This window comes from Budvicia diplopodorum (assembly GCF_009800925.1).
GTDB lineage: Bacteria > Pseudomonadota > Gammaproteobacteria > Enterobacterales > Enterobacteriaceae > Budvicia > Budvicia diplopodorum.
The window spans coordinates 254403-280648 of sequence record NZ_WOYF01000003.1; the positions used below are offsets into that span (position 1 = coordinate 254403).

At 49.4% G+C, this 26246-nt stretch carries 23 protein-coding genes; 12 read left to right on the forward strand and 11 right to left on the reverse strand.

The genetic code is table 11. From position 1 onward, the window contains the following. The first annotated feature begins 4 nt into the window (after positions 1-4). From GVI43_RS05090 to GVI43_RS05100, 3 genes are read left to right on the forward strand one after another with little or no spacing between them, the layout of a single operon-like run. Positions 5-1066, forward strand: coding sequence for a zinc-dependent alcohol dehydrogenase family protein (locus tag GVI43_RS05090; RefSeq protein ID WP_159565772.1), 1062 nt, complete (start codon positions 5-7; stop codon positions 1064-1066). A gap of 41 nt (positions 1067-1107) precedes the next feature. Continuing rightward, positions 1108-1995 carry an aldose 1-epimerase gene (locus GVI43_RS05095; protein WP_159565773.1) on the forward strand — a complete coding sequence of 296 codons (888 nt, stop codon included), beginning with the start codon at positions 1108-1110 and terminating at the stop codon, positions 1993-1995. A gap of 47 nt (positions 1996-2042) precedes the next feature. Continuing rightward, positions 2043-3488, forward strand: a complete 1446-nt coding sequence (locus GVI43_RS05100; protein WP_159565774.1) for a sugar porter family MFS transporter — start codon at positions 2043-2045, stop codon at positions 3486-3488. An 85-nt stretch (positions 3489-3573) separates the two neighbouring features. Here the strand turns inward: GVI43_RS05100 and GVI43_RS05105 are convergent, their stop codons facing one another. The 8 genes from GVI43_RS05105 to GVI43_RS05140 all read right to left on the reverse strand — a co-directional run bounded on the left by GVI43_RS05105 (position 3574) and on the right by GVI43_RS05140 (position 14151). Beyond that, on the reverse strand, positions 3574-5028 hold the full coding sequence (locus GVI43_RS05105; RefSeq protein WP_159565775.1) for an alpha/beta hydrolase: 1455 nt from the start codon (positions 5026-5028) through the stop codon (positions 3574-3576). A 119-nt stretch (positions 5029-5147) separates the two neighbouring features. Further along, positions 5148-6197, reverse strand: coding sequence for a Fic family protein (locus tag GVI43_RS05110; protein WP_159565776.1), 1050 nt, complete (start codon positions 6195-6197; stop codon positions 5148-5150). Between the two features lie 211 nt (positions 6198-6408). Then, a complete protein-coding gene (locus GVI43_RS05115; RefSeq protein WP_159565777.1) occupies positions 6409-6603 on the reverse strand; it encodes a hypothetical protein in 195 nt (64 codons plus the stop codon). Between the two features lie 384 nt (positions 6604-6987). Beyond that, on the reverse strand, positions 6988-8688 hold the full coding sequence (gene eptB, locus GVI43_RS05120; RefSeq protein ID WP_159565778.1) for a kdo(2)-lipid A phosphoethanolamine 7''-transferase: 1701 nt from the start codon (positions 8686-8688) through the stop codon (positions 6988-6990). A 406-nt stretch (positions 8689-9094) separates the two neighbouring features. After that, on the reverse strand, positions 9095-9730 hold the full coding sequence (locus tag GVI43_RS05125) for a DUF1266 domain-containing protein (protein ID WP_159565779.1): 636 nt from the start codon (positions 9728-9730) through the stop codon (positions 9095-9097). Positions 9731-9876: 146 nt separating this feature from the next. After that, the gene (locus tag GVI43_RS05130) at positions 9877-11166 is read right to left on the reverse strand and encodes an MFS transporter (protein WP_159565780.1); all 1290 of its coding nucleotides are present in this window, start codon (positions 11164-11166) and stop codon (positions 9877-9879) included. Between the two features lie 100 nt (positions 11167-11266). Continuing rightward, positions 11267-12679, reverse strand: a complete 1413-nt coding sequence (uxaC, locus tag GVI43_RS05135; protein ID WP_159565781.1) for a glucuronate isomerase — start codon at positions 12677-12679, stop codon at positions 11267-11269. Between the two features lie 11 nt (positions 12680-12690). Further along, positions 12691-14151 carry a mannitol dehydrogenase family protein gene (locus GVI43_RS05140; protein WP_159565782.1) on the reverse strand — a complete coding sequence of 487 codons (1461 nt, stop codon included), beginning with the start codon at positions 14149-14151 and terminating at the stop codon, positions 12691-12693. Positions 14152-14544: 393 nt separating this feature from the next. Here GVI43_RS05140 and GVI43_RS05145 point away from each other — a divergent pair, with 393 nt between their 5' ends. Together GVI43_RS05145 and uxuA are read left to right on the forward strand one after the other, a co-directional pair. Continuing rightward, complete coding sequence (locus GVI43_RS05145) at positions 14545-15291, forward strand: FCD domain-containing protein (protein WP_159565783.1); 747 nt, start codon at positions 14545-14547, stop codon at positions 15289-15291. Positions 15292-15406: 115 nt separating this feature from the next. After that, the gene (uxuA, locus tag GVI43_RS05150; protein WP_159565784.1) at positions 15407-16597 is read left to right on the forward strand and encodes a mannonate dehydratase; all 1191 of its coding nucleotides are present in this window, start codon (positions 15407-15409) and stop codon (positions 16595-16597) included. Positions 16598-16740: 143 nt separating this feature from the next. Here uxuA and GVI43_RS05155 read toward each other — a convergent pair whose 3' ends face one another. After that, positions 16741-17106, reverse strand: a complete 366-nt coding sequence (locus tag GVI43_RS05155; protein ID WP_159565785.1) for an HMA2 domain-containing protein — start codon at positions 17104-17106, stop codon at positions 16741-16743. A 269-nt stretch (positions 17107-17375) separates the two neighbouring features. On the opposite strand from GVI43_RS05155, the gene GVI43_RS05160 reads away from it, so the two are divergent. The 6 genes from GVI43_RS05160 (at position 17376) to GVI43_RS05185 (ending at position 21858) form a co-directional block, all read left to right on the forward strand. Continuing rightward, the gene (locus tag GVI43_RS05160; RefSeq protein WP_159565786.1) at positions 17376-17708 is read left to right on the forward strand and encodes an HMA2 domain-containing protein; all 333 of its coding nucleotides are present in this window, start codon (positions 17376-17378) and stop codon (positions 17706-17708) included. 13 nt (positions 17709-17721) lie between these two features. After that, positions 17722-18339, forward strand: coding sequence for a hypothetical protein (locus GVI43_RS05165; RefSeq protein ID WP_246201521.1), 618 nt, complete (start codon positions 17722-17724; stop codon positions 18337-18339). Then, a complete protein-coding gene (locus GVI43_RS05170; protein WP_159565787.1) occupies positions 18329-18643 on the forward strand; it encodes a magnetosome protein MamC family protein in 315 nt (104 codons plus the stop codon). The genes GVI43_RS05165 and GVI43_RS05170 overlap by 11 nt, the downstream gene beginning before the upstream one ends. Next, positions 18627-18938, forward strand: a complete 312-nt coding sequence (locus GVI43_RS05175) for a YtxH domain-containing protein (RefSeq protein ID WP_159565788.1) — start codon at positions 18627-18629, stop codon at positions 18936-18938. Before GVI43_RS05170 ends, GVI43_RS05175 begins: the two co-directional genes overlap by 17 nt. An 8-nt stretch (positions 18939-18946) precedes the next feature. Next, positions 18947-21016 (forward strand): heavy metal translocating P-type ATPase, encoded by a 2070-nt coding sequence (locus GVI43_RS05180; protein WP_159565789.1) that lies wholly within the window; start codon positions 18947-18949, stop codon positions 21014-21016. 95 nt (positions 21017-21111) lie between these two features. Then, entirely contained in the window at positions 21112-21858 is a 747-nt protein-coding gene (locus GVI43_RS05185) for a lipoprotein YafT (protein ID WP_159565790.1), read from the forward strand. A 118-nt stretch (positions 21859-21976) separates the two neighbouring features. Here GVI43_RS05185 and GVI43_RS05190 read toward each other — a convergent pair whose 3' ends face one another. Both GVI43_RS05190 and galR read right to left on the reverse strand, forming a co-directional pair. Further along, positions 21977-22552 (reverse strand): histidine phosphatase family protein, encoded by a 576-nt coding sequence (locus tag GVI43_RS05190; RefSeq protein WP_159565791.1) that lies wholly within the window; start codon positions 22550-22552, stop codon positions 21977-21979. A 119-nt stretch (positions 22553-22671) separates the two neighbouring features. After that, positions 22672-23688, reverse strand: coding sequence for an HTH-type transcriptional regulator GalR (gene galR, locus GVI43_RS05195; RefSeq protein ID WP_159565792.1), 1017 nt, complete (start codon positions 23686-23688; stop codon positions 22672-22674). A gap of 405 nt (positions 23689-24093) precedes the next feature. On the opposite strand from galR, the gene aas reads away from it, so the two are divergent. After that, the gene (aas, locus tag GVI43_RS05200; protein WP_159565793.1) at positions 24094-26244 is read left to right on the forward strand and encodes a bifunctional acyl-ACP--phospholipid O-acyltransferase/long-chain-fatty-acid--ACP ligase; all 2151 of its coding nucleotides are present in this window, start codon (positions 24094-24096) and stop codon (positions 26242-26244) included. The last annotated feature ends 2 nt before the right edge of the window (positions 26245-26246 follow it).

Genomic DNA, 26246 nt, shown 5'->3' on the forward strand with positions numbered 1-26246 from the left:
AACTATGAAAACCATGTTAGCAGCTTATCTTCCCGGTAATTCCAGCGTTGAGCTACGTGAAGTAGCATTACCAACGCCGGGGATCAACCAGGTACTTATCAAGATGAAGTCTTCCGGTATCTGCGGCAGCGATGTGCACTATATCTATCATAAACATCGCGCTACCGCCGCAGCGCCGGATAAACCGTTATATCAGGGATTCATCAATGGCCATGAGCCCTGCGGCCAGATTGTAGGGCTGGGCGCAGGCTGCCGCCACTTTCGTGAAGGCGATCGGGTACTGGTTTACCATATCTCTGGCTGTGGTTTTTGCTCTAACTGCCGTCGTGGTTTTCCTATCTCGTGTACCGGTGACGGTAAGGCTGCATATGGCTGGCAGCGCGACGGTGGGCATGCCGAGTACCTGATCGCCGAAGAGAAAGATCTGATTCACGTGCCGGATATGCTCAGCTATGAAGACGGTGCCTTTATTTCCTGTGGCGTAGGAACGGCCTATGAAGGGATTCTGCGCGGCGAAGTCTCCGGAAGCGACAGCGTGCTGGTGGTTGGATTAGGGCCGGTTGGCATGATGGCCATGATGCTGGCAAAAGGGCGCGGGGCCAAACGAGTGATTGGCGTAGATATGCTACCCGATCGTCTGGCGACGGCGAAAAAGCTGGGCGTGATGGACAACGGTTATCTGGCTACGACAGAAAATTTACCGGCCGTTATCAGTGAGCTTACCCACGGCGGTGCCGATGTAGCACTTGATTGTTCTGGTAATGCCGCCGGTCGTCTGCTGGCCTTGCAGTCAACGGCTGATTGGGGTCGTGTTATCTACATTGGTGAAACCGGTAAAGTGGAATTCGAGGTTAGCGCCGATCTGATGCATCACCAGCGGCGGATTATCGGTTCATGGGTAACCAGTTTGTACCATATGGAAAAATGTTGCGTCGACCTGTGTGACTGGAAGCTTTACCCTCACAGTGCCATTACCCATCGTTTCTCTCTTGAGCAGGCCGGAGAGGCTTACGCCCTGATGGCCAGCGGCCAGTGCGGAAAAGTTGTGATTAATTTTCCTGAATGAGCCGCATGCTGGCTGATGGTTTAGCACGATGAGGGATGCGTATGACACTGTTTACATTAAGTAATGACCAGCTTGAGCTGAGCGTCTCCTCTGCGGGGGGGGCTATTGAAGGGTTTTATGGCCGCAATGGCGGGGCTTCTGTTGCGCTCCTGCGCCCGGGAAAAGGCAGCGGCTCTGCGATTCAATCCAGCTGTTTTCCACTGGTGCCTTTTGCCAACCGGGTTAACGGTAACCGCTTTTCCTTTGAAGGTAAAACCTACCGTCTTACCCCGAATACCGAATGGGATACTCACTATTTACACGGAGACGGTTGGCTGAACGAATGGCAATGCCTTGAACATACCCAACATGAACTGCTGCTGGAATATCAGCACAGTCAGGGGATATATCGCTACGTCGCTCGTCAGCATTTCCGGCTACGGGATAATGAACTGGACGTTACGCTCAGCGTGACTAACCAAGGTGAAGATGCGTTGCCTTTTGGCCTCGGATGGCACCCCTATTTCCCTCTCACTAAGCACACCACGGTTCAGGCTAAATCAGGGGGTTACTGGTTAGAGGAAGCGCATTGGCTGGCCGGTGAGCACCAGACTACGCTTCCTGCCGATATCGACTTTAACCAACCGTCCCCCGTTCCCCGCCGCTGGGTGAACAATGGCTTTTCCGGCTGGGATGGCAACGCCACTATCCATTGGCCAGAGCACCAGTGGTCTTTAACCATGGAAACTGAGCCTGCCTGCCCATGCTATTTCATTTTTGTTTCCGATCCGGCGTTTGACCAAGGATATGACTTTGATTTTTTCTGTCTGGAACCAATGAGCCATGCGGCTAATGACCACAACGTGCAGGGCGCGGGAGGGCTAAAGCGGCTAATGACAAATGACACATTGACTCAAACTATGCGATTGACCAGCCGGCCACAGCGTTAGCTGTAATGAAGGCTATCACCTGATGTTCAGCAATTTAAGGAACAAGAATGGAAAAATCAACGGATCGGTTCAATATGGGCTACGTATGGATGATGTGTCTGGTTGCCGCCTGTGGTGGTTTACTCTTTGGCTATGATTGGGTAGTCATCGGTGGTGCAAAGCCATTTTATGAAGCCTATTTCTCCATAACCGATCCGGCCCAATCTGGCTGGGCGATGAGCTCTGCGCTGCTAGGCTGCGTATTGGGCGCGGTGATTTCCGGTTGGTGTTCTGACAAATTCGGGCGCAGGTCTCCGCTTATTCTGGCGGCGGTATTGTTTTCCATTTCAGCTTGGGGCACGGCCATTGCGAGCAGTTTTGATTGGTTTGTGTTCTATCGAATTGTTGGTGGCGTAGGAATTGGTCTGGCATCTGCGCTCAGCCCGGTATATATCGCCGAAGTTAGCCCGGCCCAACGGCGCGGCAAGTTTGTATCTATCAATCAACTGACGATTGTTATCGGCGTGTTGGCGGCGCAGTTGGTGAATCTGATGATTGCTGAACCGGTAGACTCGTCTGTCTCAATGGAGGCGCTGGCTCAGACATGGAACGGTCAAACCGGCTGGCGTTGGATGTTTGGTGCCGAGCTGATACCGGCTCTGGCCTTTCTCATCCTGATGTTTTTTGTGCCGGAGTCGCCGCGTTGGCTGGCAAAGGCAGGAAAAGAAGATCAAGCCAGAAAGGTATTACAGCGTATCGGGGGTACGCACTATGCACAGTCGACGCTGAATGATATACAGCGCTCATTGGGTGATGATGCGAAAAAAATCCCATTTAGTGAACTCTGCTCGCCAAAAGTTCGCCCTGTGATTGTCATTGGTATTGTGCTGGCGGTTTTCCAACAGTGGTGCGGAATTAACGTTATTTTTAACTACGCGCAGGAGATTTTCGCCTCCGCAGGGTTTGATATTAACGACACGCTCAAGTCGATTGTGGCTACCGGTTTAATCAACCTGATCTTTACCGTTCTGGCTTTACCGTTGGTAGACCGTCTGGGCCGCCGTAAGCTGATGCTGATTGGCTCGCTGGGGTTAACCGTTATCTATGCGCTGATTGCCGGTGCCTATGCCTTCGGCATTTTAGGCCTGCCGGTTCTACTGTTAGTACTGGCGGCGATTGCCATTTATGCGTTAACGCTGGCACCGGTGACGTGGGTGCTACTGTCTGAAATTTTCCCTAACCGCGTGCGCGGTATGGCAATGGCGGTTGGCACCTTCTCGCTGTGGATCGCCTGCTTCTTATTAACGTACACCTTCCCGCTGTTGAATGCAGGGCTGGGCGCATCGGGTAGTTTCTTACTGTACGGTGTGATTTGCCTGATGGGCTTTCTATTTATCAAAGCAAAAGTACCGGAAACTAAGGGAATTACGCTGGAAGCGCTGGAAACCCTGTTGGGCGGTAACCGTGAGGTTGACGTTGACGGGGTAGCTAACGATAGAGCGGAAGCTAAGTAGCCGGTTACAGGTTAAGCAATCAGTTCTGGAGCTCGGTAAGAGCCGGGCTTCAGAACGCTGAGAAAAACGGTTATTCCAAAATGTTTCACCGGCATACGCTATCGTCGCGCTTTTTATCAGGATTTGTCAGGTAATCCACCGCCGCCTTATCCACACACAGATTCGCTCCTGACAATGCCAGCGTATGTCCGTCACCTTCCAGCGTAAGCAGCGGACTTCTGAATAGCGTCGCCATGGCTCTGGCATTGTGCCAAGGGGTGGTAGGGTCGTGTCGCTGCGCAACAAACAGTAACTGAGGCAGATTAGGCACATCAGCCGGGCGTTTGGCATGAACGTTGTTTTTCCACGGCCACAAGTCGCACAAATCTAGGGAATCCACTTCCTGAGGCTGATAGTTTGTCGCAGCGAACGCTTCTCTAATCAGCCGTTGCTGACGGCGAATATCAATCTGGCTGAGCTCGCGTACGGATTGATCGGTATAGCTGATAGCGTTCAATGCATCCGGATCGCCAAATGATGCGGAATAATCCAGTAACCCGATGACCTCTTTACTGACAATGCCGATGCTGAGTTGCCTAACCGCAGTGGCCAGAGAGGGCCAGGATGAGCGCCATAGCAGAAGAGAGGTGGTCAGTGATATCAGGTCATCGGAGGATATCTGCCGATCTTCGGCTCCGTATAGCGGCTGAGAGTGCAGTTTATTCAACAAATTGCGATATTGTCGGGTAGCCAGCATTTTATCGGATGAGAGAGGGCAACTGCCGGTTTCTGCACACCAGACAGCAAAGCGCTCAAAGGTCTTTTGGTATCCCCGAGCCTGATTAAGTCGCCACGTGAAGCCATCCTTTGTCTCCTCCAGATCGACAACGCCATCCATCACTATTGCCCGGATAGTTGAGGGAAAGCGTTCTGCGTAGAGAGCTGCCACCTGAGTGCCGTATGAATAAGCCACTGCGGTCAGCCTACTGTCACCAAGCGCTTGGCGAATACGATCTACATCACTGACGGCTTCATCCGTGCCAATATGTTTTAGTACCTCAACGCCCGTATTCTCTATGCAGGCTTTAAGCATATTCCGGGCTTCCTGCTCCTGACTAGTGACAGCGGCGGAGGCACTTTCTGGCACCTTGCAGTTAATTTTAGGGGTAGATTGACCGACACCTCGCGGATCGTACCCGACGATATCCCAAGATTCACTCAGTTTATTGACAGGCCAGTCAGTGCTCAGCAAGGGGTTTATACCCGGTATACCCGGGCCACCACTGATGGCGACTAAGCTGCCCTTGCGTACGCCTTTTGCTGGTAGCAGGGTCAATGCAAGCCTGACGGTTTTATCTGAGCGTTGTTGTTCAATACTGGTGCCATTTTTATACCGTAATGGCACCTCCAGATACCCACAGCGCAGGCTGGGGTGGGGAGAGTCGTTAAACCACGAGTGAAATTTGCTGTTTAAGCAGGATTCCCATTGGATTGAGCGAGCATGGCTGCTGAACGGGATGATACCTGCAATAAGCAATATAGCTGACAGTGCTTTTAACATAGGGTTGTCCAATTCTTCGATGAGGGCGGCGATGCTAGCAATGATAAACTAATTAATTGCGAAATAACGCTGTACGAAAAGCCGTCTTAACGTGGGATGTTTTCTCTTTTAAGCGGATCCTAATAGTTAGCGTCAGCTAAAAGCCAGCTTCGCATCGCCCAGCCCGATGGGGTTAGAAAGTAGCGCTGGGCCGGGCTTGACGGGGTGGCCGGATGCGTCATCGCTACCCAACCGGCATTGAGCGCGGGCAATAGATAATATTGACGAAAGCTTCCTCGATGGCTAAGGGCTAAACGACGAATGAGCTCGCTACCTTTTACCCGTTCATTTAATTTCAGGCAGGCCAATAGCCGCTCAACCTGTGCGCTAGCCTGAGCGCTATCTTGTGCGGTTATACCTTCATCAGGTTGGTCTAGTAAGGCTTGTTTGATGGCGATAGAGAGTGATGAAAGCATAAATTCAATAAACGTGGTTGAGTCTGAAAGGGCATCAGACTGTGACAGCGCATGGTAGTAATCTTCCTGACGATCCTTAATCACCGACTCGACCGGAAGATAGGCTAATATCGGCTTCCATTGGCTAAGTAACCGCGTTTGCCATAGCCTGCCCATCCGGCCATTACCATCGGTAAACGGATGTATAAACTCGAATTCATAGTGAAAAACGCAGCTGGCAATTAACGGATGTTCCTGCTGTCGAGATAGCCAGTCAAAAAGTGATGTGATTAAGTCAGAAACCCGGCTGGCGGGAGGTGCCATGTGCAACAGGCGCTGTTCCCGATAAATTCCCACATTCCCCGATCTCAGTTTGCCCGGACGATCGACTAAACCATTCATGAGTACTTTATGGGCCGCAAGCAAATCGGATAGCTGATTTGCCTGCCAGTTCTCCAACTGCTGGTAGGCAGTAAAGGCATTATGTACCTCCTGAATTTCCTGAGGTAGCCCTAATATCCGCTTACCCTCCAGCAGGGCAGTAATCTGCTCAAGCGTTAGGGTATTATTTTCAATTGCCAGAGAGGCCTGAATAGTTTTAATTCGATTACTACGGCGCAGCTGAGGAGACTGACTGCCCGGCGTCATTGACCACTTACCCAAATACTCGCTGATTTCGGCCACCAGCGAAACGATACGGTTGGTCAGGCGGTAAGGAGGGTAATAATCCATCATACTTTTTTGCCCGCTATCGCTGTCAGTATAGGCCTGAGCGCAATGGCTTAAAGCCAATCCGCATGAGTGTCACGATTTTCTATTATCCATAGTGATTAGAGGAGGACAAGCTGTTCCTGCGGATATGCGAAGGATATCCATAAAATGAGCCGGGTCCCGTAGCCAAAGGCTGTCACCCCGACTTTTCGGGATGACAGCCTAAAAGCCTGATTCAGGCAGAACAATCGTTTGGCATCATCTCGACAGACTGTAGGGATATCAACGCGCTCTGTTTTTCCAGCAGCATAAAGGTGACTGATTCTTTCAGCGCCGGGTGCTCAATGCCTGACAGCAGATAGGCTAAAGTAAAGCATTGCTCGGTCAGTTCGGCCGCACTGAGCGGAGTAGTCTCTATTAAGCTAAACATGGGATCTTCCTCTCATAATTAGAGAGTAATGCACTGACGTTAAAACAAAAGTCTTCGAGGCAGATCGACTATTCGATAAAAAATCCCGTGTAAATTGAGGGCGAGTTTGAGTATGCTCTTCAACAGCCATGATGTTATTCCTGTTAACGTTATGGTTAGAAACCCCGTTAGTGTTTGCGCACTGCGGGGTTTTGCTTGTTGCAACGGAAAAATCCGCGCCACGCCACTGTATGGATAGGCGGTTAACGGGTCAATTGGATGATGGGCGATTTAGCGGGAGAATTGTAGATTCTGGAAACGGATCGCAAAAAAGGATAATGCAGAATTGATATTGATGAAGTTTGATTATAGAAGGGAGCCAACGGCTCCCTCGCTATTTATTCACTACCGTGCGTGCTGACTCTGCAAAGGTTTATCCACCGCAGCCACCGGCCCAGCGCACCAGTTATCCCCCTGATTAATCCCACCGTTCGGCGACGTATAGCCAAGGCAGCCTAAGATTGAGTCAAACAGTTCAACGTGGCGTAGCGTTTGACCGTTTTTCTGTTTAGCCCGCAGGCGTTCAAACGATTGTTCCCGCTCCGGCTGGGCCAAAAACTTGTCTGAAGCCCACACCATGATCGGAATGCGGAACTGCTCCGGCGGTGCCATTTCACGTGGGGTGGCGTGGAAGTGGCTGTTTTCATCAATCGACTCACCGTGGTCGGCGGCGTAGATAACCAGCGCATTTTTATCTTTTAACTGATTAATTACGCTATCGATAAAGCTGTCGGTGTACAGCACGCTGTTGTCGAACGAGTTAATCAGTTGAGCTTTACTGCATGAATCATCAATGCCCATGCATTCCGGCTTATAGGTGCCAAAACCTGCAGGATAGCGCTGAGAATAAAGGTAGTGAGAGCCTTTCGTATGCAAGATAACCAGATGCTTACCTTTCGGGTTATTTTTTATCGACTCGCTTAGCTCGTTAACCAATAGCATGTCGTCAACCGGCTTGCCGTCGTTACGCTTCTCAGAGGCGATGGTTTCGCGAAATGAGTAGTTATTCACATTGACGTTGTTGTAAAACCAAATTTCACTCTGCATAGCAAACAGTTCAGAGCTAAAGCCTAGCGAAGACATGACCGAAAAGACGTTTTGCTCTTTTAGAGTTCGCTGTGGGTTATCTTTGGTTCCGCCTTCGCGCACGAACATGCAGCGTAACGAGAGTTTGGTCGCCGTGTCGCAAGAGGTACCTTTAAACATCAACAGGTTTTTCTCTTTAGCCATTTTCGGCGTAGTGTCACGCTCGTAGCCCAGCATGCCCATATGGTCCCAGCGGGTGGTTTCACCAATGATAAACACCACATAGGTTTGGTCGATATCGGCGGGGGCAACGTAAGTAAACTGTTTAGCTGGGTCGAATAGCTTGCGCGTGTCCTGATTTTCATCGGCCTGCGTATAAATAAATAGCCCCGTTGCCGCCAGCCAGTTTGACGGTAAATAGGAGTGGGCGACCACTCCACCGTAGCTTGGCAGGTCTGTATTGGTCCGTTTCTCATAAACTTTTTGCTCAGCATCTTGCATGCGCAGCGGTAGCCAGACCAGCAGAGCCGAGATAATCATGACTGCCAGCGATGAAATCCGCTGACCCGGTTTTTTTAGCTGGTCGAGCAGCGTATCGTTCAGCGAACTACGCCAGATAAGCAGCAGGGGTAAGGCGCTGACGGCAACCACCCATAGGCCGAATTTGAATCCTATTGCTTCAAGGCTTAAGTCGATATCCGTGGTCATGACCGAAATAATGATGCCGTAGCCAATAACAACGTTAAAAAACACCATATAGTAGCTGGCAGCAACGGAAATGATCACGAACAGGCTAGCTGATATGCGGAAAAACAGCTTGCCGCCAAGAGACAGCAGCCGCATGACAAAGAAGGTAAAGAGTAAAATGGTGACAACTTCCGTCAGCGCTTCTAGCTGTTTTTCGACGTTAAGCTGTAGGGTAAAACGGCGATAGAACACGGATATATTGAGAAAAATACCAATATAGAAGGCTAGCAGCATTGATATATGTTGCTGTGATAGGTTTTTCAATTTATTCATAAAGTTGGATTGAGTTTATATCGCTTATACATAAATGGAAATATTAGGCAGTTATTGTATCAATTTCTCGCTGATAACTCAGAAAAAAATATCAATAATCACAATGTGTTGCAGCCTATTTAGATAACGTTTTAGCAACATATTTTCGGAGGTTGATGATAGTTAGCTATAAATTATCACGATCGGCATCGGGTAATGAAAAAGTTGGTTACAACTGACGCGCAATTCTGACATTCGGTTTCCCGCTCGGAAGATATTGAACTCAATGGGTTACTTAACTGGGTTTCGTGGTTAGCCCGGAGCATCCGTTAGTGACTCAGATGCAGCCGTTACAAAACTCAGAATTAAGAAAATATTCGGAAATTTGTATTTGCGATACGTTAGTCAATCTTGTTGGCCTGTACGGTTACTTTTGCTCTGCGGTCGAAAGCTTATACAGCGGGTATTTTCGCCATATGGAATTAAAGCGTGAATTGTTTAATAAGCGAGAAATGGAATAAACAATGCTTTTAGGCTCGCGCCCGTGAACCACGGCGTGCCCGATCAGCACCGATGCTCCATAGTCCGACCAGCTATCGAAAAGCGATACTGCGATCGGCGGGATCTTTTTAATTAAGTATTCCCACGTGTCTTCATCGGATAAATACCCAACGTGGAAACAGTTTCTGGCCAGAAAGGCTGCGGTTTCCAGATTCAGCGCTGCGCCGTTGGTGCAGGTAACAATGATATCCTGCTTGATGTAATAGGCTTCGCACTGGGCCAGCAATTTTTTCACCTGACCGTTTTCGGGGTCGATAATGATGGGCCTTGAACAGCTATCAATCAGCTTTTCAATTGCCGTAATGGCGCTTTCCCGATCGGTTATCTTCCAGGTATTTTCCAGCATTCCGGTGATTTTTTCAGGGGATAGTCTTAGCGCCAGCACGTTTTCGGTAGCGTCGTTAATCGAAATAAAAGCGGCACCCAACGCCATATATTTCCGATATTTCCCGGGAATTCGATACTTCTTATTGAATTTCCTTAGCTGGGAACGTTCGGACATCTTTTGGAAAAAGCCAGCCATGCAGAACCTCGTGGTGGTGTTTGGGCGTTGAGAGTAAATTTTAATTTAGCGTGTTTACAACGCCATAATCATACTAAAAAGGGGCTTTCGCCCCTTTGGTCAATCAATTCTATCGCGTTACAGCGTTAGCTTTGAGCTGCCAGTTTAGGCGATTTGTTAGTCTCAGACGGATGTGTGTCTTTGATAACGGTCCACAGAACCACGGCACCGATCAGGTCGAGGAATCCTAGAATAATGAAGAACGGACCATAGCCAATGGTAACAACTAAGGCGCCCATTAACAGGTTAAAGGATAGTTGGCCTGCCCATGCGGCTGAACCTGCTAAGCCAGTTACGGTAGCCACTTCATTTTTCTTAAACAGATCGGAAGCCAGCGTGATAACCAGCGTTGACAGCATTTGGTGCGCAAAACCACCCAAGCTTATCAGTGCAATCGCAATGTAAGCATTTTCAACGATGCTGACGAACCCGATAGCGGTCATTAACACCGCCGCGATAGTAAAGCCGATGCGACGTGAGTTAACGGTGGTGATATTACAACGCTTAATCAAGAATGCGGTCAGGAAGCCACCCGCCACGCAGCCAAAGTCAGCGGCGAGGAACGGTAACCATGCAAACATGGCGATCTCTTTGATCGGCATATGCATGACCTGAGTCAGGTATAACGGCATCCAGAAGCTGATAGTACCCCAAGCCGGATCGGCAAGAAAACGGGTGACAGCAATACCCCAGAAGTTGCGCTGAGCAAGGATCACACCCATTGCCGGCTTTTCGTTCACGGTAGACTGAAGGTGCTTTTCCTGTCCGTCAAAGATGTAGTTCTTTTCTTCTTCAGTAATGGAAGGGTGCTTTTCCGGTGAGTTATAGATCAAATACCAAATCACCGCGACCACTAAACCGATACCACCGGTAATAACGAAGGCAGCTTCCCAGTTAAAAGTCAGGATAGCCCATACGACTAACGGCGGAGCCAACATGGCACCAATAGAAGTACCTACGTTAAACAGGCCACCGGCGATGCCGCGCTCGGAAGCAGGGAACCACTCAGCAGACGTTTTCATACCGGCCGGGATAACCGAAGCTTCGGTTAAACCCATTAATCCGCGTAAGAAAGCCAGACCCTGCCAGCTACCGACAAAGGCATGAGCCATGTTAACCAGTGACCATGCCACGGCAAAAATGAAGAAACCAACTTTCAGGCCAACCACGTCAAGAATATAGCCGCAGATAGGCTGTGCGATGGTATAGGCTAGTTGGAATGCGCTGATAATCCAGGAGTATTGTTGTTCAGTGATATGCAGTTCTGTAAATAGTGTTGGAGCTGCAACGCTGAGTGAACTTCTGGCCAAATAGTTAACGATGGTAACCAGGCAAACTAGCGATATGATCCACCAGCGAAGATTCTTTATCTTCATAAATAAAAACCTCAAGAATTCTTATGTCAATTTTAGTTTGCCAATTTTTTGACAAGCTACGTTTAGCTTTATATTTAACTGGCCGTCAGCGACGGCACTTCTATTTTTGGTTTGAAAAATAACGTGATGCATTGCCGTAGCAGATATCCGCTACCATTTGTCCGACTAACTCAAAGTCATGCGGTAACTCGCCGTCGTCCATCCATTTACCAACCATATCGCACAGGATGCGACGGAAATATTCATGGCGTGTGTAAGAGAGGAAGCTGCGTGAGTCTGTTAGCATGCCAACGAATTGACTGAGCAAACCCATTTGAGACAGTTGCATAAGCTGGCGTTGCATACCGTCTTTCTGATCGTTAAACCACCAGCCAGAACCGAACTGAACCTTACCGGCAATACCACCGCCCTGGAAGTTACCGCACATGGTTGCCAGCACTTCGTTATCACGCGGGTTCAGGCAGTAGAGAATGGTTTTTGGCAATTGATTATCAATATCCAGCGCGTTCAACAGCTGAGATAAGGCTTCAGCCACCGGACGATCGCCGATAGAGTCAAAGCCAACGTCTGCTCCCAGCAGCTTAAACATCCGCTGGTTGTTGTTGCGTAACGCACCTAAGTGTAATTGCATGACCCAGCCGCGTTTTGCATATTCACGGCCTAACCATACCTGAACGGCAGTGCTGAATTGAGCAACTTCCAGCTCAGACAGCGGCTGTTGTGCCCGGCGCTTTTGTAAGATCAGGTCTAACTCTGCGGTAGCCGGAACCGCCGCGTAGCGAATCACTTCGATACCGTGGTCAGCGGCAACGCAGCCGTGCAGGGCAAAATGGTCGAGGCGCTTGGCCAAGGCGTTTAAAAAGTCGTTAAAGCCAGAGATTGAAACGTCGGCCGCTTTTTCCAGTAGGGGTAAATAGTCGGTGAACCCCAGCAGATCGATCTTAAATGCGCGGTCCGGTCTCCAGCTTGGGCGAACCTGAATATCGAAGCTGCTGTCTTTAGCAATAGTTTGATGGTGGACCAGCGAATCAATAGGATCGTCGGTAGTGCCAACCATCTTAACGTTCATCTGCTTCATAATGCCGCGGGCAGAGAACTCAGGGGTTGCCAGCATTTCGTTAGCCTGATGCCAGATTTTTTCAGCATTTTTTGGACCAAATTGGATATTTTCGATGCCGAAAGGACGCTTCAATTCCAGATGCGTCCAGTGGTAAATCGGGTTTCCCAACGTTTTTGGTACCACGGAGGCCCAGGTTAAATATTTATCATAGGCACTGGCATCGCCGGTAATTAAACGCTCATCAATGCCAGCGGTACGCAGTACCCGCCATTTGTAATGGTCACCGGCCAGCCAAATTTCGGCCAGATTTTTAAACTGGCGGTTTTCAGCAACGTCCTGCGGCGGTAAATGGCAGTGATAGTCAAAAATCGGCTGCACAGCGGCATAGTCAAAATAGAGGCGTTCTGCGGCTGAAGTCGTTAGCAAAAAGCTATCATTCATAAATTCTTTCATCAGAAAACTCCTTAGGCTTTCAAATTTTCAATGCTTTTTTGCGCACCGTTTTGCATTAAGAAGAGATAGCTCTCAGTAACCTTCTTAACAAAGCGCGGGTCGTTCGGTAGCTGCTCGCCAAATACCGACGTTAACCCTAGCAGGGCGTTAACCCGATCTACGCCATCCTGTGAATGGTTAACGATATCAGCCAGCGTACCCGCCATTGGATCGCGAATATCAATTGGCTGCTGGCTATCGTCAACGCCGCCGATATAGCGCATCCAGCCTGCAACACCCAGTGCTAAACAGTCAAAATTGCCGTTGTTAGCTAAGTGCCAGCGGGAAGAGTCGAGCATCCGCTGTGGTAGTTTTTGCGTTCCATCCATGGCGATTTGCCAGGTGCGGTGCTTGAGTGACGGGTTACTGTAGCGCTCGATCAGGCGATCGGCATAGGCGGCTAAATCTACGTTATCAACGCTTAGGGTTGGAGCCTGTTCTTTCAACATTAAATGATGGGCTGCCGCGCGGTAAGACGGGTCAACCATACAGTCATTGATGTGCTGATAACCCGCCAAATAACCTAAGTAAGCCAGAAACGAGTGGCTACCGTTAAGCATACGTAGCTTCATCTCTTCATACGGGAGAACGTCTTTTACTAGTTCAGCTCCGGCAAGTTCCCATTCAGGGCGGCCGGCAACAAAGTTATCTTCAACAACCCATTGGATAAATGGTTCACAGGCAATGCCTACCGGATCGCTAAAGCCCAGTGCGTTGTTGATTTCGGCCAGCGTTTCTTCCGTTGCTGCCGGTACAATTCGATCAACCATAGTGCTTGGGAAACTGACGTTTTGCTCGATCCATATGGCTAAATCTTTATCGCGAGCGTTTGCTAGGTCCAGAACCGCCTGTTTTACGATATGACCGTTTTCTGGAATATTATCGCAGGAAAGAACGGTGAACGGCGCTAAGCCCCGAGCTCTGCGGCGGTATAATGCTTCAACGATGGTTCCGGCGGCCGTTGATGGCGCAGTCGGATTAGCTAGATCGGCTTTAATGGCTGAATTGTTCAGGTCTAGACCAGCACCGCCGGGCAGAACGCAATAGCCTTTTTCGGTAATGGTTAATGACACAATCGCCACCTGCGGCTCGGCCATTTTTTCCAGAACGGCGTCAATGCCGTCTTTTGCCGGATGTAATGACTCTTTCACTGAGCCGATAACCAGACATTTGTTGCTTTCAGCCCCTTTTTCCAGCACGGAGTAGAGGTGGTCCTGTTGACGTAGCGATTCAATTAGCGCTTCTCCGCCAATCAGATTAACTTCGCAAATTCCCCAATCGCCTTGAGTTTTATTTAAAACGCGATCGGTCAATAATGCCTGATGTGCGCGGTGGAATGCACCAAATCCTAAGTGGACAATGCGGGTTTGCAGTTTCTTGCGATCGTATTGCGGTGACAGAACTGCCTGCGGTAATGAGCTTTTTCCTAACATTTGGGATATCCCCCTTAGATTTTTTGATGCGGTCATACCAAAACAAAAATGTATTTTACTTATTATTCATGATGATAAATATTCCACCACAATAATTGATCTCAGCACTCTCACTTTAGATGCGGGAACTTATCATAGTTGTCAGACCAATTAAGGGATCTAATTCACATAAATTAAATAATAAGGATTAAAGCGCATTTTTATGTCGATTCTATTGGGGTTTTTTAGCATTTATTTATTTAATTCACTGAAAATACTGTTTATTTATATTTTTAAATAATTGGTTGACCAATATTGACGCGATAGGCTATGTTATATTCATCATGTGGTTGGTATGGTATTTTACACAGTAGAAGAGATAGCCGTATTTGCAACCCTAGAAGGATTTAGATTATGTTTAGTGCTAAGCGCCTTTATCAAGAACTCGGTATAAAACTCAAAGAGTTACTGAGTTCCGGGCGTTATCCTGTTGGCTCTCGTCTGCCGCCAGAGAGAGATATTGCTGAACAGTTTGGAGTCAGTCGGGCGGTCGTACGCGAAGCGTTGATCATGCTGGAGCTAGAAAACCTGATTGATGTGCGTAAAGGCTCGGGTGTTTACGTTATTAATACCATTAACGACGATAAGGCCGCTTTTAAAGCCACGGATGACGATATCGGTCCTTTTGAATTACTTCAGGCCCGACAGTTACTTGAGAGTAACATTGCCGCTTTTGCCGCAACTCAGCTGATTAAATCCGATATTGCCGACATGATGGACGCGCTGGAACTTGAGCGGGTAGCGTTGGAAAGTGGCCGGACCGATTACGACGACGACGAACTTTTTCACATGTTGATAGCACGAGCAACGCAAAATTCGGTTCTAGAGAGCATGGTTCACGATCTGTGGGTCCGTCGGCAAAATAGCCCGATGTGGCAAAAGCTACATACTCATATTGTCGATCAAAGCTATCGGCATAAGTGGCTCGAAGACCACCGGAAGATCCTGTTGTCGTTACAACATCGGGACCCGGAGGGCGCTAAACGTGCTATGTGGCAGCATTTAGAAAATGTGAAATTGACGCTGTTGGAATTATCTAACAGCGATGATCTTGGGTTTGACGGTTATCTTTTTGATTCTGTTCCGGTTACTAAGTCGTAATGACGGCTTTGCCTGAATATCAGAGTTGATCGAACAACGGTTTGCCGGGTTAACGCCTGATAGCCTTGTGAGTAGCCGTTTGAGATGTAATTCTAATAGAAAAGGTGAATAAATCATGGAACAAACGTGGCGTTGGTATGGCCCTAACGATCCAGTATCTCTTGATGATATCCGTCAGGCTGGTGCTACTGGCGTAGTTACCGCATTACACCATATTCCTAACGGTGAAGTCTGGACGGTTGAAGAAATTCAAAAGCGCAAAGCCGTGCTGGAAGCCAAGGGGCTGACATGGTCGGTTGTTGAAAGTATTCCCGTTCATGAAGAAATCAAAACCCAGTCTGGAAACTACAAGCAGCATATCGCAAACTATCAGCAGTCTATTCGCAACCTGGCTGCCTGCGGTATTGATACCGTGTGCTATAACTTTATGCCAGTTTTGGATTGGACTCGTACCGATCTTGAGTATGAATTACCAGACGGCTCTAAAGCGTTACGTTTTGATCAAATTGCCTTCGCCGCTTTTGAATTACATATTCTTAAACGCGCCGGTGCGCAAGCGGATTATTCTCCTGAAGAAGTGAAGCAGGCTAAAGCCTACTTTGACGCCATGTCTCAGGCCGATATCGATAAGCTTACGGGCAATATTATTGCCGGTTTACCGGGTGCTGAAGAGGGTTATACCTTAGATCAGTTCCGCGCTCACTTGGCAACCTACGACGGTATTGATAAGGCTAAACTGCGCGAGCATATGGGCTATTTCCTTAAGCAAATCGTACCGGTTGCTGAAGCTGCTGGCCTGAAGCTGGCGGTTCACCCTGACGATCCACCGCGTCCAATTCTGGGCCTGCCGCGTATCGTTTCTACCATTGAAGATATGCAGTGGCTGAAAGATACCGTTGACAGCATCAGTAACGGTTTCACTATGTGCACCGGCTCTTACGGCGTGCGCGGCGATAACGATTTAGTTAAGATGATCGAAACCTTTGGCGATCGTATCCACTTTACTCATCTACGTTCAACCTGCCGGGAAGAGAATCCAAAAACTTTCCATGAAGGCGCGCACTTACAGGGCGATGTAGATATGTATTCCGTGGTGAAAGCGATTCTGACCGAAGAAGATCGCCGCCAGAAAGCCGGAAACTTCCGCGCTATTCCTATGCGTCCTGACCACGGTCACCAGATGCTGGACGATCTGAAGAAGAAAACCAATCCGGGTTATTCTGCTATCGGCCGTCTGAAAGGTTTGGCAGAGGTTCGCGGCGTTGAGCTGGCAATTAAGCGCGCGTTCTTTAGCGATAAAAAATAGTCATTGATGTAGCGTTCTGAACGCTCAGCAAGTGATTAAAAGCCCCGGAGAACGTAAGTTCTTCGGGGCTTTTTAATTGATGGGCGTCACTGGGCCTATCCAAGAATAGCCCCGTTCATTGCTAAACCAATGGGGCATCATTATTATCGGGCAAATGCGGCTACGGCACTAACCAGCGGACCGCCAAGGGTGCGTTTTAAGGTTGTCAGCGCAATGCCTTTAAGCAGGGTTTTAGCCCCCTGACGTACCGCATTATTAATGAAATCATGCTCTTCACTCTGTTCCATCCAGCCGTAGCTGTTTACGGTTTCTAACAGCGCTCCTGCCGTAATCACTTTGCTGTCAAAGCGGATAGCAACCGAACCGGCATAACGACGATACTGAATCTCTTTAATACCCGGAATGCGTTCAAGCTTTTCGATCAATGCCGTCACTTCGGCATGATGATGCTGAATGTATTCTGAACGGATACGGATGCGATTTTGGGTCTGATGAACATAGGGAGCCATGGGTGTACACCTGAATGGTAATGATAACGAGAATAATTTATATTAAGCTTTGTGGTCTGTCCAGTATCCTAAATGAGCAATTTGTGCGAAAGAAGGAGGGTGAGAATTAGGCTAAGGACAAGGTTTTGTGGTTTAAATGTGACTGACTACAAAATGTGATGCGTTTAGCTGTTTAAAATCATCGGGTAGCGTCATATGATAACCATAACAAAAATTTAACGCCTTCTTGCCGCAGACGCAGGATGAATGCATCACATTTAGGACACCGAATGAAATCCGATGGCTTCAGTGGATTAATCACGCTACGTCGTTTTGTTGAAATTGCACACCACATACCCGGCCGTTTAAGGCTACGCTTTACTAATCGTCTGGTTGCCGGGCTCAGTCAGGGCAAACTGTCTTCTCTTGAAGCGTTATGTGGTAACGATAGCTGTTTGAAAAGCTATACGGTAAATTCTGCAACGGGTAGCCTGATACTGGAATATGACGCACGACGGTTATCTCCGGCTTTGTTAGACCAGCTGTTTGGCTCCGATGACAACCTTGCACAGCAGGCTTTAACCGCCATTTTGCCAATTATTTCTCCGTCAGATAGCCAATAACGAGGAACTGAACATGAGCAGCGATAAGAGTAATAACGATCGGGAAAACCCTGCCTTTCAAGGCATGCCGCCATACGGCCCTTACGGTTATCCCACGCCTCAGCAAATGCAACAGATGCAACAACAGATGCTGCAAATGCAACAACAGCCAATGATGTGGCCTCCTTATCCTCCGATGTGGAACCCGATGTACGGCCAACCGCCGATGCCTCAACAGCCTCAGGCCCAGCAGCCAATGCCGCAGGGTTTTGACTGGAGCGGGCAGGCTCAGGGCATGGTTGAAGGCATGATGGGCGAACAGGCAGGCCTGTTTAAAAATATCATCAGTACTATCGGCGTTGATGATAAAGAGTTCTGGAAAGGGGCGATGATTGGTGCCGCCGCGGCGCTGATTTTGGGTAATGAAAGCGTACGCAACACGCTGTTGCAAACTTTTGCTAATGCGGGCGATCTGCTAAAAACGGGCAGTTCAAAGGTGAAAGGCGCAGCAGAGTCAGATACCAGTAGCGTTGAAGAAACGGTGACGGCCACCAGCGCCATTTTCCGCGATACCGTTCAGGCTGGCAACGAAGGTTTTTCGGGCTCGGTAGAGGGCCATCGCCAGCCGGGAGAAGATAAAGATGAGCAATAATAGCGATCGCTTAAACCCTGCCAGCAGGGCGCTGATTGCCGGTGCTTTAGTCGGCGCAACGGCGTCTGGCGTGGAGCAATGGCGCCGTTACCAAAGCGGTGAACAAACGCTGAATCAGGCGACCAGTAAAGTATTAATCGATGCGACCAAGGCCGGTTTGATCAGCGGCGCTGCTATGTCCGTCGCTAATGCCACTGCCGGTCGCCCGGTATTAACGTTATTAGCGGTACTGAGCGCTGGCGCTGCCGGTTTGTATCTATTGGATGCGATGAAGAAAGGAGAGTCAGATGAAACAGCCGAATAATCCTTATTACTACAACCCATACTATTCGCCTTACGCACCTTATCCGGTCGATCAATCAACGCTTCAGCCAGCGTATCGTGCCGATAACGGCCGGGCGCACTTAATTACCGGTATCGTTGCCGGTGCTGCGATTGCCTATCTTCTGACTAACCGGAACGTACAGCAAAGCATCAGCTCTACGGCCAATAAAGCCTGGGGTGCGGTGCGCGGTGAAGTTGAAGAGCTAAAAGAGCGTTTAGCCGACGTGCAGGCGGAGCTGGATTACTACCGCGAAAAAGATCAAGACAGCGAGTAACCGCGTTAATGACAAAACAAACGATTGTCACTTTGGTACACCAGCTACCGGGAAGGCTACGGGTGCGGGTTCCTTATTTGCGCCAACGTCAGGATATCGCAGGCTGGCTTAAAACTCAGCTACTCTCTTTGGCCGGCGTGAAGAGCGTTCGCTTACGCCCTGCGGCGGCCTCGGCGGTGCTGAATTATGATACTCACAAAACCAATGCTCAGGTGCTTTTAGAGCAGCTACACGCTATCGACTGGGCTCAGGCCCACGACAGTGAATACGAAACCGAGTATTGCGGCGGTGATCATTTGCTGAACTTAGCCGGTCTGGCGATGACTCAGTTTTTACCGAAACGCTGGGCTGCGCTGCCTGCGTTAATGCTAATTACGCCGACGCTTGCCGAAGGCGTTGAATCATTAAAGCGTCGAGAGCTTAAGGTTGAAGTACTGGACGCTTTAGCGTTGGGCCTGTCGGTGGTGCGTGGCGATTATCGAACCGCCATGCTGACGCAGTCTTTGCTTACCTTGGGTGAATATTTTGAGCAGGAAACCAGCCGCCACTCCGATGAGCTGCTGTCTGAACTGATGCAGCCTCAATACCATTCGATATGGGTTGAGCGCGACGGTACCAGCTGTGAGATTAGCGCCGAGCGGCTGGTTAACGGTGACGTGATGCTACTCGGCCCGGGAGACAATATTCCGGCCGACGGTACGGTACTACGCGGTATTGGCTTAATTAACCAAGCGTCGATGACGGGCGAAAGCGTTCCGGTGCGTCGGGAAACCGGTGCCTGGGTTTTTGCCGGTACGCAGGTTCAGGACGGAAACATTGCCGTCCGGGCCGACCGGGTTGGCGATGAGTCTTCTACGGCGAGCATTCGCCGCTTTATTACCGAGTCGCTCAGCCAACGCAGTGAAACTCAGCAGGTGACGCAAAAGATGGCTGACCGTCGGGTTGCGATTACGCTTGCCGCCGGTGCGGGCATTTTTGCCCTGACCCGTGACTGGAACCGGCTGGCTTCCGTTTTTCTGGTCGATTATTCCTGTGCGCTAAAGCTCAGTACGCCGATTGCCTTCAAGTCCATCATGTATAAAGCCGCGAACTCTGGGCTGTTACTAAAGGGCGGCCGGGCGATTGAACAGCTGGCCGATATCGATACGGTGGTATTTGATAAGACCGGTACGCTGACGTATGGCGATATGCTGGTAACCGACGTAGTCAGTTTCGATCCGGAACACGCGTGGGCTGAGCGGCTGTTAGCCATTGCGGCATCGGTTGAAGAGCACAGTAACCATCCGCTGGCCCGTGCGGTGGTCAACGCGGCTAAGCAGCATGAGCTTCCTCATATTAATCATGGTGAGGTGGAATATGTAATAGCCCACGGTCTGATTTCTGAGCTTGACGAGCATAAGATGGCTATCGGTAGCCGTCACTTCCTGCATGAGCATTACAATATCGATTTTGACCCGTTTAAATCGCAGATTCGTGCGCTTGAAGAGCAGGGGCGCCATCTGCTGTTTATCAGCCTTGATGAACGATTGGCCGGAGTGATCGGCCTGCAGGATCACGTGCGGGAAGAAGCCGCTGAGGTTATCAGCCAACTGCGGGCGCTGGGTGTCAATAACGTGGTATTGCTGACCGGCGATAAGCAGCATAAAGCCGAGCAGATGGCTAAAGATCTGGGCTTTGACCAGTTTTATGCCGAAGCAACGCCGGAAAGCAAAGTCAGCGTGGTTCAGTCATTGCAGGAGCAGGGCTGCCGCGTGATGTTCGTCGGTGACGGGGTTAATGATGCGCCGGTTCTGACTCAGGCTAACGTTGGCCTGGCGATGAACCGCAGTAGTGAACTGGCCCAGCAGGCGGCCGATGCGGTATTACTGCAGGATTCACTGCATGGCGTCGTAGTTGCCCGTGAACTGTCGGTTGAAGCGATGCGCTTAGTTAACAGTAATATCAAGCTAACCGAGTGGATTAACAGCGGTATTATGCTGGCGGCAGCAATGGGTCGGCTATCGCCGACGTTAAGCGCTTTGCTGCATAACGGAACCACAATGGGCGTATTGCTACGCTCGCTGGCGGCAAGGAAATAGCGCCAGTGGCTATAAGCCGTCGGGTTGAGGGAATAGCGCTTCAACCCGTCGGCTATTAATTTGACTCAACGAATCATCATTTAGGGAATGAATGTATGGAAAACAGCACTATAGGTAAATGGCGTGGATTACTGTTCGTTGCTTTAAGCATTCTGATGATATCAGGCTGCTCTACCCGTTCTATTTCTAACGCCGGAAATGGGCAAAACCAGTTTTATGGCGGTGAGCTAAGGGATCAGGACGTGTTAGGCGCAATGCCTGAACAAGGGATTACCGATGCGGATATTAAAACTGCTCTTAACAATTCCCGCTACAGCTTTAGATTACCCAAAGACTCTTCAATTCTGCTGATCCAATCAGGGGCAATGACGCCGGATCCGGCGATGCAACAGGCGCTAAAACAGTTTTATTCTGTCGCCGTCTTCTCCGGTATTCCACCGAACTCATACCGTTATGGTGATAGTCAGCATAAAGACTCCAACGTTGATTATCCTAAACTGCTGCGCCTGACGGCGGCTAACGGTGGTCAGGATAAGATTCTGGTTTACTGGGGGCAGTTAGAAAGCGGTAGCGAAAATGAAGCGACTAAAGTGGTGTCGTGGGTGCCTTTCATCGGTGGCGTATTGCCTGATGAAACCCAGCATATGCGGATCGTACTGCGCGTTGCGCTGATTGATGTATTAAGCGGTCGTTGGACTACGTTGACGCCGGAAACCTTTGAAAGCTCTACCGTAAGCGGTCGGTATAACCGGGATTCCAAAGATACAAAACAGATTACGGCACTGAAAGATCTGGCCTATGAGGCTGCGGCAAAAGAGATTTTTGAGCGTTTTAGCCGCTGATGAACGTGTTGAATTGAGCCTTAGCGTAAGTTGACTATTTTTAACACCAGATAGATAACCGTTAAGGTTGATCGTTAATACCGAATGGCTCTTTTTTAGAGCCATTTTTGTTTTATGGCTAATCTGATTCAGGAGCTAATCTTCGGGCTTCCGCCGTATCTAACTGCACCAGATCCCGATGCTGGTTGAGCGGTTTATCTAAAAAGTGAGTCAGTAAAATTTGTAGCGGATCCCCGTGCCCGACCAACAGTATATGTTTGCCTTCATACTGCTGTTCCAAATCCTGTAGAAAATCCATTTGCCTGTCGCAGACTGACTGTAAGCTTTCTACCTCGCCAAACTCATGTTCCGGATCCTGAATATCGTGCTGCCAGACTAGCTCGTATTGGGAGTCGTCAAGCTGCTCAAAATCACCAAAATAGCGCTCACGCAGGGCCGGGCTTGGGCTGGCCGGAACGGAGATATGGTCAGATGCTAGCGCTGCGGTTTCAACCGTTCGCTTGAAATCTGAGTGGAAAATCATATCCGGCTTGGGAAACGGCCAGTTCTCCAGCGTACGGACTACCTGAGCAATTCCCCACGGGGAGAGTCCGTAGGCGTCGCGACCGTGCTCAATATCACTGATAATGATCTTCTGCTGATTCGCTAAGCTGTGACCGTGGCGGAGAACGTAATAAATATTGCGTAGAGACATGCGATCGATTCCCATATGTCGGTTAGTTGCCAATCGGCAGAGGAAAAGCACTATTCTATTTGTGGACCAAATTTACCCAATAATCAAATTAAAGGTTTCAGTCAGAAGCCCCAAATAAGCTATTTCTTATGGGTATTGGTCAGCGTCGACACCGAGTGGCGCTTCACCAACGTTGGATTAAACAGATTAGTCACGTGGGGTAGCTGTTTGCCCTGCGCCAGTGCAAGTGCGAGCTCTGCGGCCTGAGTGGCCATAGAAACCACCGGGTAGCGAACGGTGGTGAGGCCGGGGCGGAGGTAGCGGGCAATCAGCACGTCATCGAAGCCGATCAATGATATGTTTTGCGGAACCTGAATATTGTTATCGCTCAGCACCGAGAGCGCGCCCGCGGCCATGGTGTCGTTGTAGCAGACTACGGCGGTTATCTGCTGGTTTCGCTCTAACAGCTCAATCAGCGCTTTTTCTCCGCCCGTTTCATCGGGAGAGCCGTAGGCAATACGCTTTTCATTAATGGCTATTTGATGCTCAAGCAGTGCGTCACGATAGCCCTGCAGCCGGTCTTCGGCATCGGAAATTTTATGGTCAGAACAGATAATGCCAATATTGCGATGCCCCTGCTGGATAAGATAATTGGTCGCTAGCCGCGAACCATAGCGGTCATCCAGAGCAACGCATCGGCTTTCCAGACCGGGAAGGATTCGATTAATTAACACCATGCCGGGGATCTGGCGCATTAGTCCGCGTAGTTCATCGTCTGACAGGGTTTTAGCATGAACCACCAACGCCTGGCACTGATGGCGGATAAGCTGCTCTATCGCTTGGCGCTCTTTGTGTTCATCGTGGTAACCATTTCCAATAAGCAGAAAATTTCCCGTCGAGTAGGCTACCTGCTCTGTGGCTTTAACCATGGTGCCAAAAAATGGATCGGATACGTCTGAAACAATCAGGCCCAAAGTGCCTGTGGTTTGGCGGGCTAGCGCTCTGGCATTGGCGTTAGGATGGTATTGCAGGCTTTCCATCGCGTTGAGTACCGCTTCACGGGTGGTGCCTTTTGCTTTCGGTGAATTGTTAATGACACGAGATACCGTCGCAACGGAAACCCCGGCTAATTTAGCTACATCCTTTATGGTCGCCATGATTAATTCGCCTGAATAAAGTAAACGGTTACATCGCTAAGTCTTACGGAAAATAAGGGTATTGGCAATATCAAAAGTAGAAAAATGAGAGAAAGTCCGCTAATTACACGCTTCGTTACACTTTGTAGGGCTATGTTTCGTTTTGAGGGTGGCTGAAAGCCATGGGGTGGGCTAAATTCAGTATCCCAGAGGTATTTATTGGTGAATATTCAACGTTCGCGTTGGAACCATTTACTGGATTACACCGACCTACGCGGATGCGTAGGTTTTTTTTATTCGCAGTATATTTTTGATTGTTTTTTATCCAATCAAAAGTATTAATGACGATCTGTGGGCGAAATTGGTTGTCTTAGATAGCTCAGGAATGTTATCAACGCACATCGCGCTGTTTATAGGGAAATAATAATGGTTATTCAGTTCCTTCGTTTTGTCTTTCGTGTGTGCTTTCGCATTACCGTCAAGGGTGATTTATCCAGCTTTAGCAAAGAGCGTTTATTAATAACGCCAAACCATCTTTCATTTATTGACGGTGTCCTGCTCGGGCTTTTCCTACCGATTAAACCCGTTTTTGCGATCTACTCTAACGTAACCGAGCGCTGGTTTATCCGGATCATCAGGCCATATATCGACTTTGCGCCAATGGACCCAAGTAACCCAATGGCGATTAAATCGCTGATCAGGCAGATAGAAAAGGGTCGACCGATTGTTATTTTCCCGGAAGGCCGGATTACCGTTACCGGATCGCTGATGAAAATCTATGACGGTGCCGCGTTTATTGCCGCCAAGTCTGATGCTACGGTTATTCCTGTTTGGCTTGAAGGGGCTGAGTTCAGCTTTCTTGGGCGACTAAAGGGCATTTTCAAACTGCGCCTGCTGCCTAAAATTACCATCCACGTTCTTCCTGATACCAAAATTTCTATGCCTGAAGCGCCGACGTCAACTGAGCGCCGCAGGCTGGCAGGCGAGCATTTACATCAGGTAATGATGGATGCCCGAATGGCAACCCGCCGACCAAAAACTCTATACCAAGCGTTTTTAGACGCGAAGTCCTGCTACGGTGGAGGGCAGACTATTATTGCTGATATCGCAATGAAGAATGACACTTACCGCACGTTGCTGAAAAAGTCCCTTGGTTTAAGCCGTATTATCGGCAAAGTGAGTGAGCCCGATGAATATGTTGGCCTGCTGCTGCCAAACGCTATCGTCACTGCCGCCGCTATTCTTGGTACTTCTCTTAGCGGGAGAGTTCCCGCGATGCTCAACTACACCGCTGGTGTAAACGGCTTAAACAGTGCGCTGAAGGCCGCAGAAATAAAAACCATTATTACTTCCCGCCAGTTTTTAGAAAAGGGCCAGTTAACCTATTTAGCCGAACAGGTCACTAATGCTAAGTGGTACTACCTTGAAGATATGAAAGATACTCTAACCAGGGAAGACAAACTTTGGGTCATTAAACATCTGATATTCCCGCGTCAGGCGATGGTTAAGAAACGGCCGGATGATGCAGCGGTGGTACTCTTTACCTCCGGTTCTGAAGGCAATCCTAAAGGCGTGGTGCATTCCCATAACAGTCTATTAGCCAACGTTGAGCAAATCCGTACCGTGGCCGATTTTACGCCGAAAGATAAGTTTATGTCGGCGCTGCCGCTGTTCCATGCCTTTGGCCTAACGGCGGGGCTATTTACGCCGTTGATTACCGGCAGCCGGATTTTTCTTTATCCAAGCCCGCTGCACTATCGCATTGTGCCTGAGCTAATTTATGACCAAAACTGCACCGTTATGTTTGGTACACCGACCTTTCTGAGCAACTACGCTCGTTTTGCTCATGCCTATGATTTCGCCCGCCTGCGTTACGTGGTGGCCGGTGCTGAAAAACTATCGGCGGTGACCCGTGAAATCTGGCAGGAGAAGTTCGGCATTCGCATTCTTGAAGGCTATGGCGTCACCGAGTGCGCACCGGTTATTGCTATTAACGTACCGATGGCGGCGAAGTCTCATACTGTCGGTAGAATATTGCCGGGCATGACGGCCCGTTTAATTAAAGTGGCAGGAATTGAAGAGGGTGGCCGTTTGCAGGTCAAAGGTCCTAACGTGATGAAAGGCTATTTGCGGGTTGAGAAGCCCGGAGAGCTTGAGCCACCGGTCGCGGAGAATCAGCAGGGCGATGTAGAAACCGGCTGGTATGACACCGGTGATATTGTGACGTTCGATCGGGAAGGCTTCTGTACCATTAAAGGCCGGGTTAAGCGCTTTGCTAAAATCGCCGGTGAAATGGTCTCTTTAGAAAGCGTCGAGCTGATTGCTAAGAAAGTGGCGCCAGATGCCGACCATGCGGCCACGGCGATTGCCGATTTGGCTAAAGGCGAGTCGCTGGTGCTGTTTACCACTTCCAAAGAGTTGACCCGTGACGCGCTGTCTAAAGCGGCTCAGGAGCTTGGATTACCGGGGCTGGCCGTGGCACGGGACATTAGGTTTATTAACGCACTGCCGCTGTTGGGCAGCGGTAAACCGGACTTTGTCACCCTGAAGAAATTGGCTGAAGAGCCAGCGGAGTAAGT

Excerpts from the sequence above, each read along its gene's own strand:
- uxuA (WP_159565784.1), top strand. The coding sequence starts at position 15,407 with ATGGAACAAACGTGGCGTTGGTATGGCCCTAACGATCCAGTATCTCTT.
- uxaC (WP_159565781.1), bottom strand. The coding sequence starts at position 12,679 with ATGAAAGAATTTATGAATGATAGCTTTTTGCTAACGACTTCAGCCGCA.
- GVI43_RS05110 (WP_159565776.1), bottom strand. The coding sequence starts at position 6,197 with ATGATGGATTATTACCCTCCTTACCGCCTGACCAACCGTATCGTTTCG.
- GVI43_RS05125 (WP_159565779.1), bottom strand. The coding sequence starts at position 9,730 with ATGTCCGAACGTTCCCAGCTAAGGAAATTCAATAAGAAGTATCGAATT.
- GVI43_RS05170 (WP_159565787.1), top strand. The coding sequence starts at position 18,329 with ATGAGCAATAATAGCGATCGCTTAAACCCTGCCAGCAGGGCGCTGATT.
- GVI43_RS05100 (WP_159565774.1), top strand. The coding sequence starts at position 2,043 with ATGGAAAAATCAACGGATCGGTTCAATATGGGCTACGTATGGATGATG.
- GVI43_RS05190 (WP_159565791.1), bottom strand. The coding sequence starts at position 22,552 with ATGTCTCTACGCAATATTTATTACGTTCTCCGCCACGGTCACAGCTTA.
- aas (WP_159565793.1), top strand. The coding sequence starts at position 24,094 with ATGGTTATTCAGTTCCTTCGTTTTGTCTTTCGTGTGTGCTTTCGCATT.
- GVI43_RS05140 (WP_159565782.1), bottom strand. The coding sequence starts at position 14,151 with ATGTTAGGAAAAAGCTCATTACCGCAGGCAGTTCTGTCACCGCAATAC.
- GVI43_RS05185 (WP_159565790.1), top strand. The coding sequence starts at position 21,112 with ATGGAAAACAGCACTATAGGTAAATGGCGTGGATTACTGTTCGTTGCT.
- GVI43_RS05130 (WP_159565780.1), bottom strand. The coding sequence starts at position 11,166 with ATGAAGATAAAGAATCTTCGCTGGTGGATCATATCGCTAGTTTGCCTG.
- GVI43_RS05105 (WP_159565775.1), bottom strand. The coding sequence starts at position 5,028 with ATGTTAAAAGCACTGTCAGCTATATTGCTTATTGCAGGTATCATCCCG.
- GVI43_RS05090 (WP_159565772.1), top strand. The coding sequence starts at position 5 with ATGAAAACCATGTTAGCAGCTTATCTTCCCGGTAATTCCAGCGTTGAG.
- GVI43_RS05165 (WP_246201521.1), top strand. The coding sequence starts at position 17,722 with ATGAGCAGCGATAAGAGTAATAACGATCGGGAAAACCCTGCCTTTCAA.
- GVI43_RS05175 (WP_159565788.1), top strand. The coding sequence starts at position 18,627 with ATGAAACAGCCGAATAATCCTTATTACTACAACCCATACTATTCGCCT.
- galR (WP_159565792.1), bottom strand. The coding sequence starts at position 23,688 with ATGGCGACCATAAAGGATGTAGCTAAATTAGCCGGGGTTTCCGTTGCG.
- GVI43_RS05160 (WP_159565786.1), top strand. The coding sequence starts at position 17,376 with ATGAAATCCGATGGCTTCAGTGGATTAATCACGCTACGTCGTTTTGTT.
- GVI43_RS05145 (WP_159565783.1), top strand. The coding sequence starts at position 14,545 with ATGTTTAGTGCTAAGCGCCTTTATCAAGAACTCGGTATAAAACTCAAA.
- GVI43_RS05180 (WP_159565789.1), top strand. The coding sequence starts at position 18,947 with ATGACAAAACAAACGATTGTCACTTTGGTACACCAGCTACCGGGAAGG.
- eptB (WP_159565778.1), bottom strand. The coding sequence starts at position 8,688 with ATGAATAAATTGAAAAACCTATCACAGCAACATATATCAATGCTGCTA.
- GVI43_RS05095 (WP_159565773.1), top strand. The coding sequence starts at position 1,108 with ATGACACTGTTTACATTAAGTAATGACCAGCTTGAGCTGAGCGTCTCC.
- GVI43_RS05115 (WP_159565777.1), bottom strand. The coding sequence starts at position 6,603 with ATGTTTAGCTTAATAGAGACTACTCCGCTCAGTGCGGCCGAACTGACC.
- GVI43_RS05155 (WP_159565785.1), bottom strand. The coding sequence starts at position 17,106 with ATGGCTCCCTATGTTCATCAGACCCAAAATCGCATCCGTATCCGTTCA.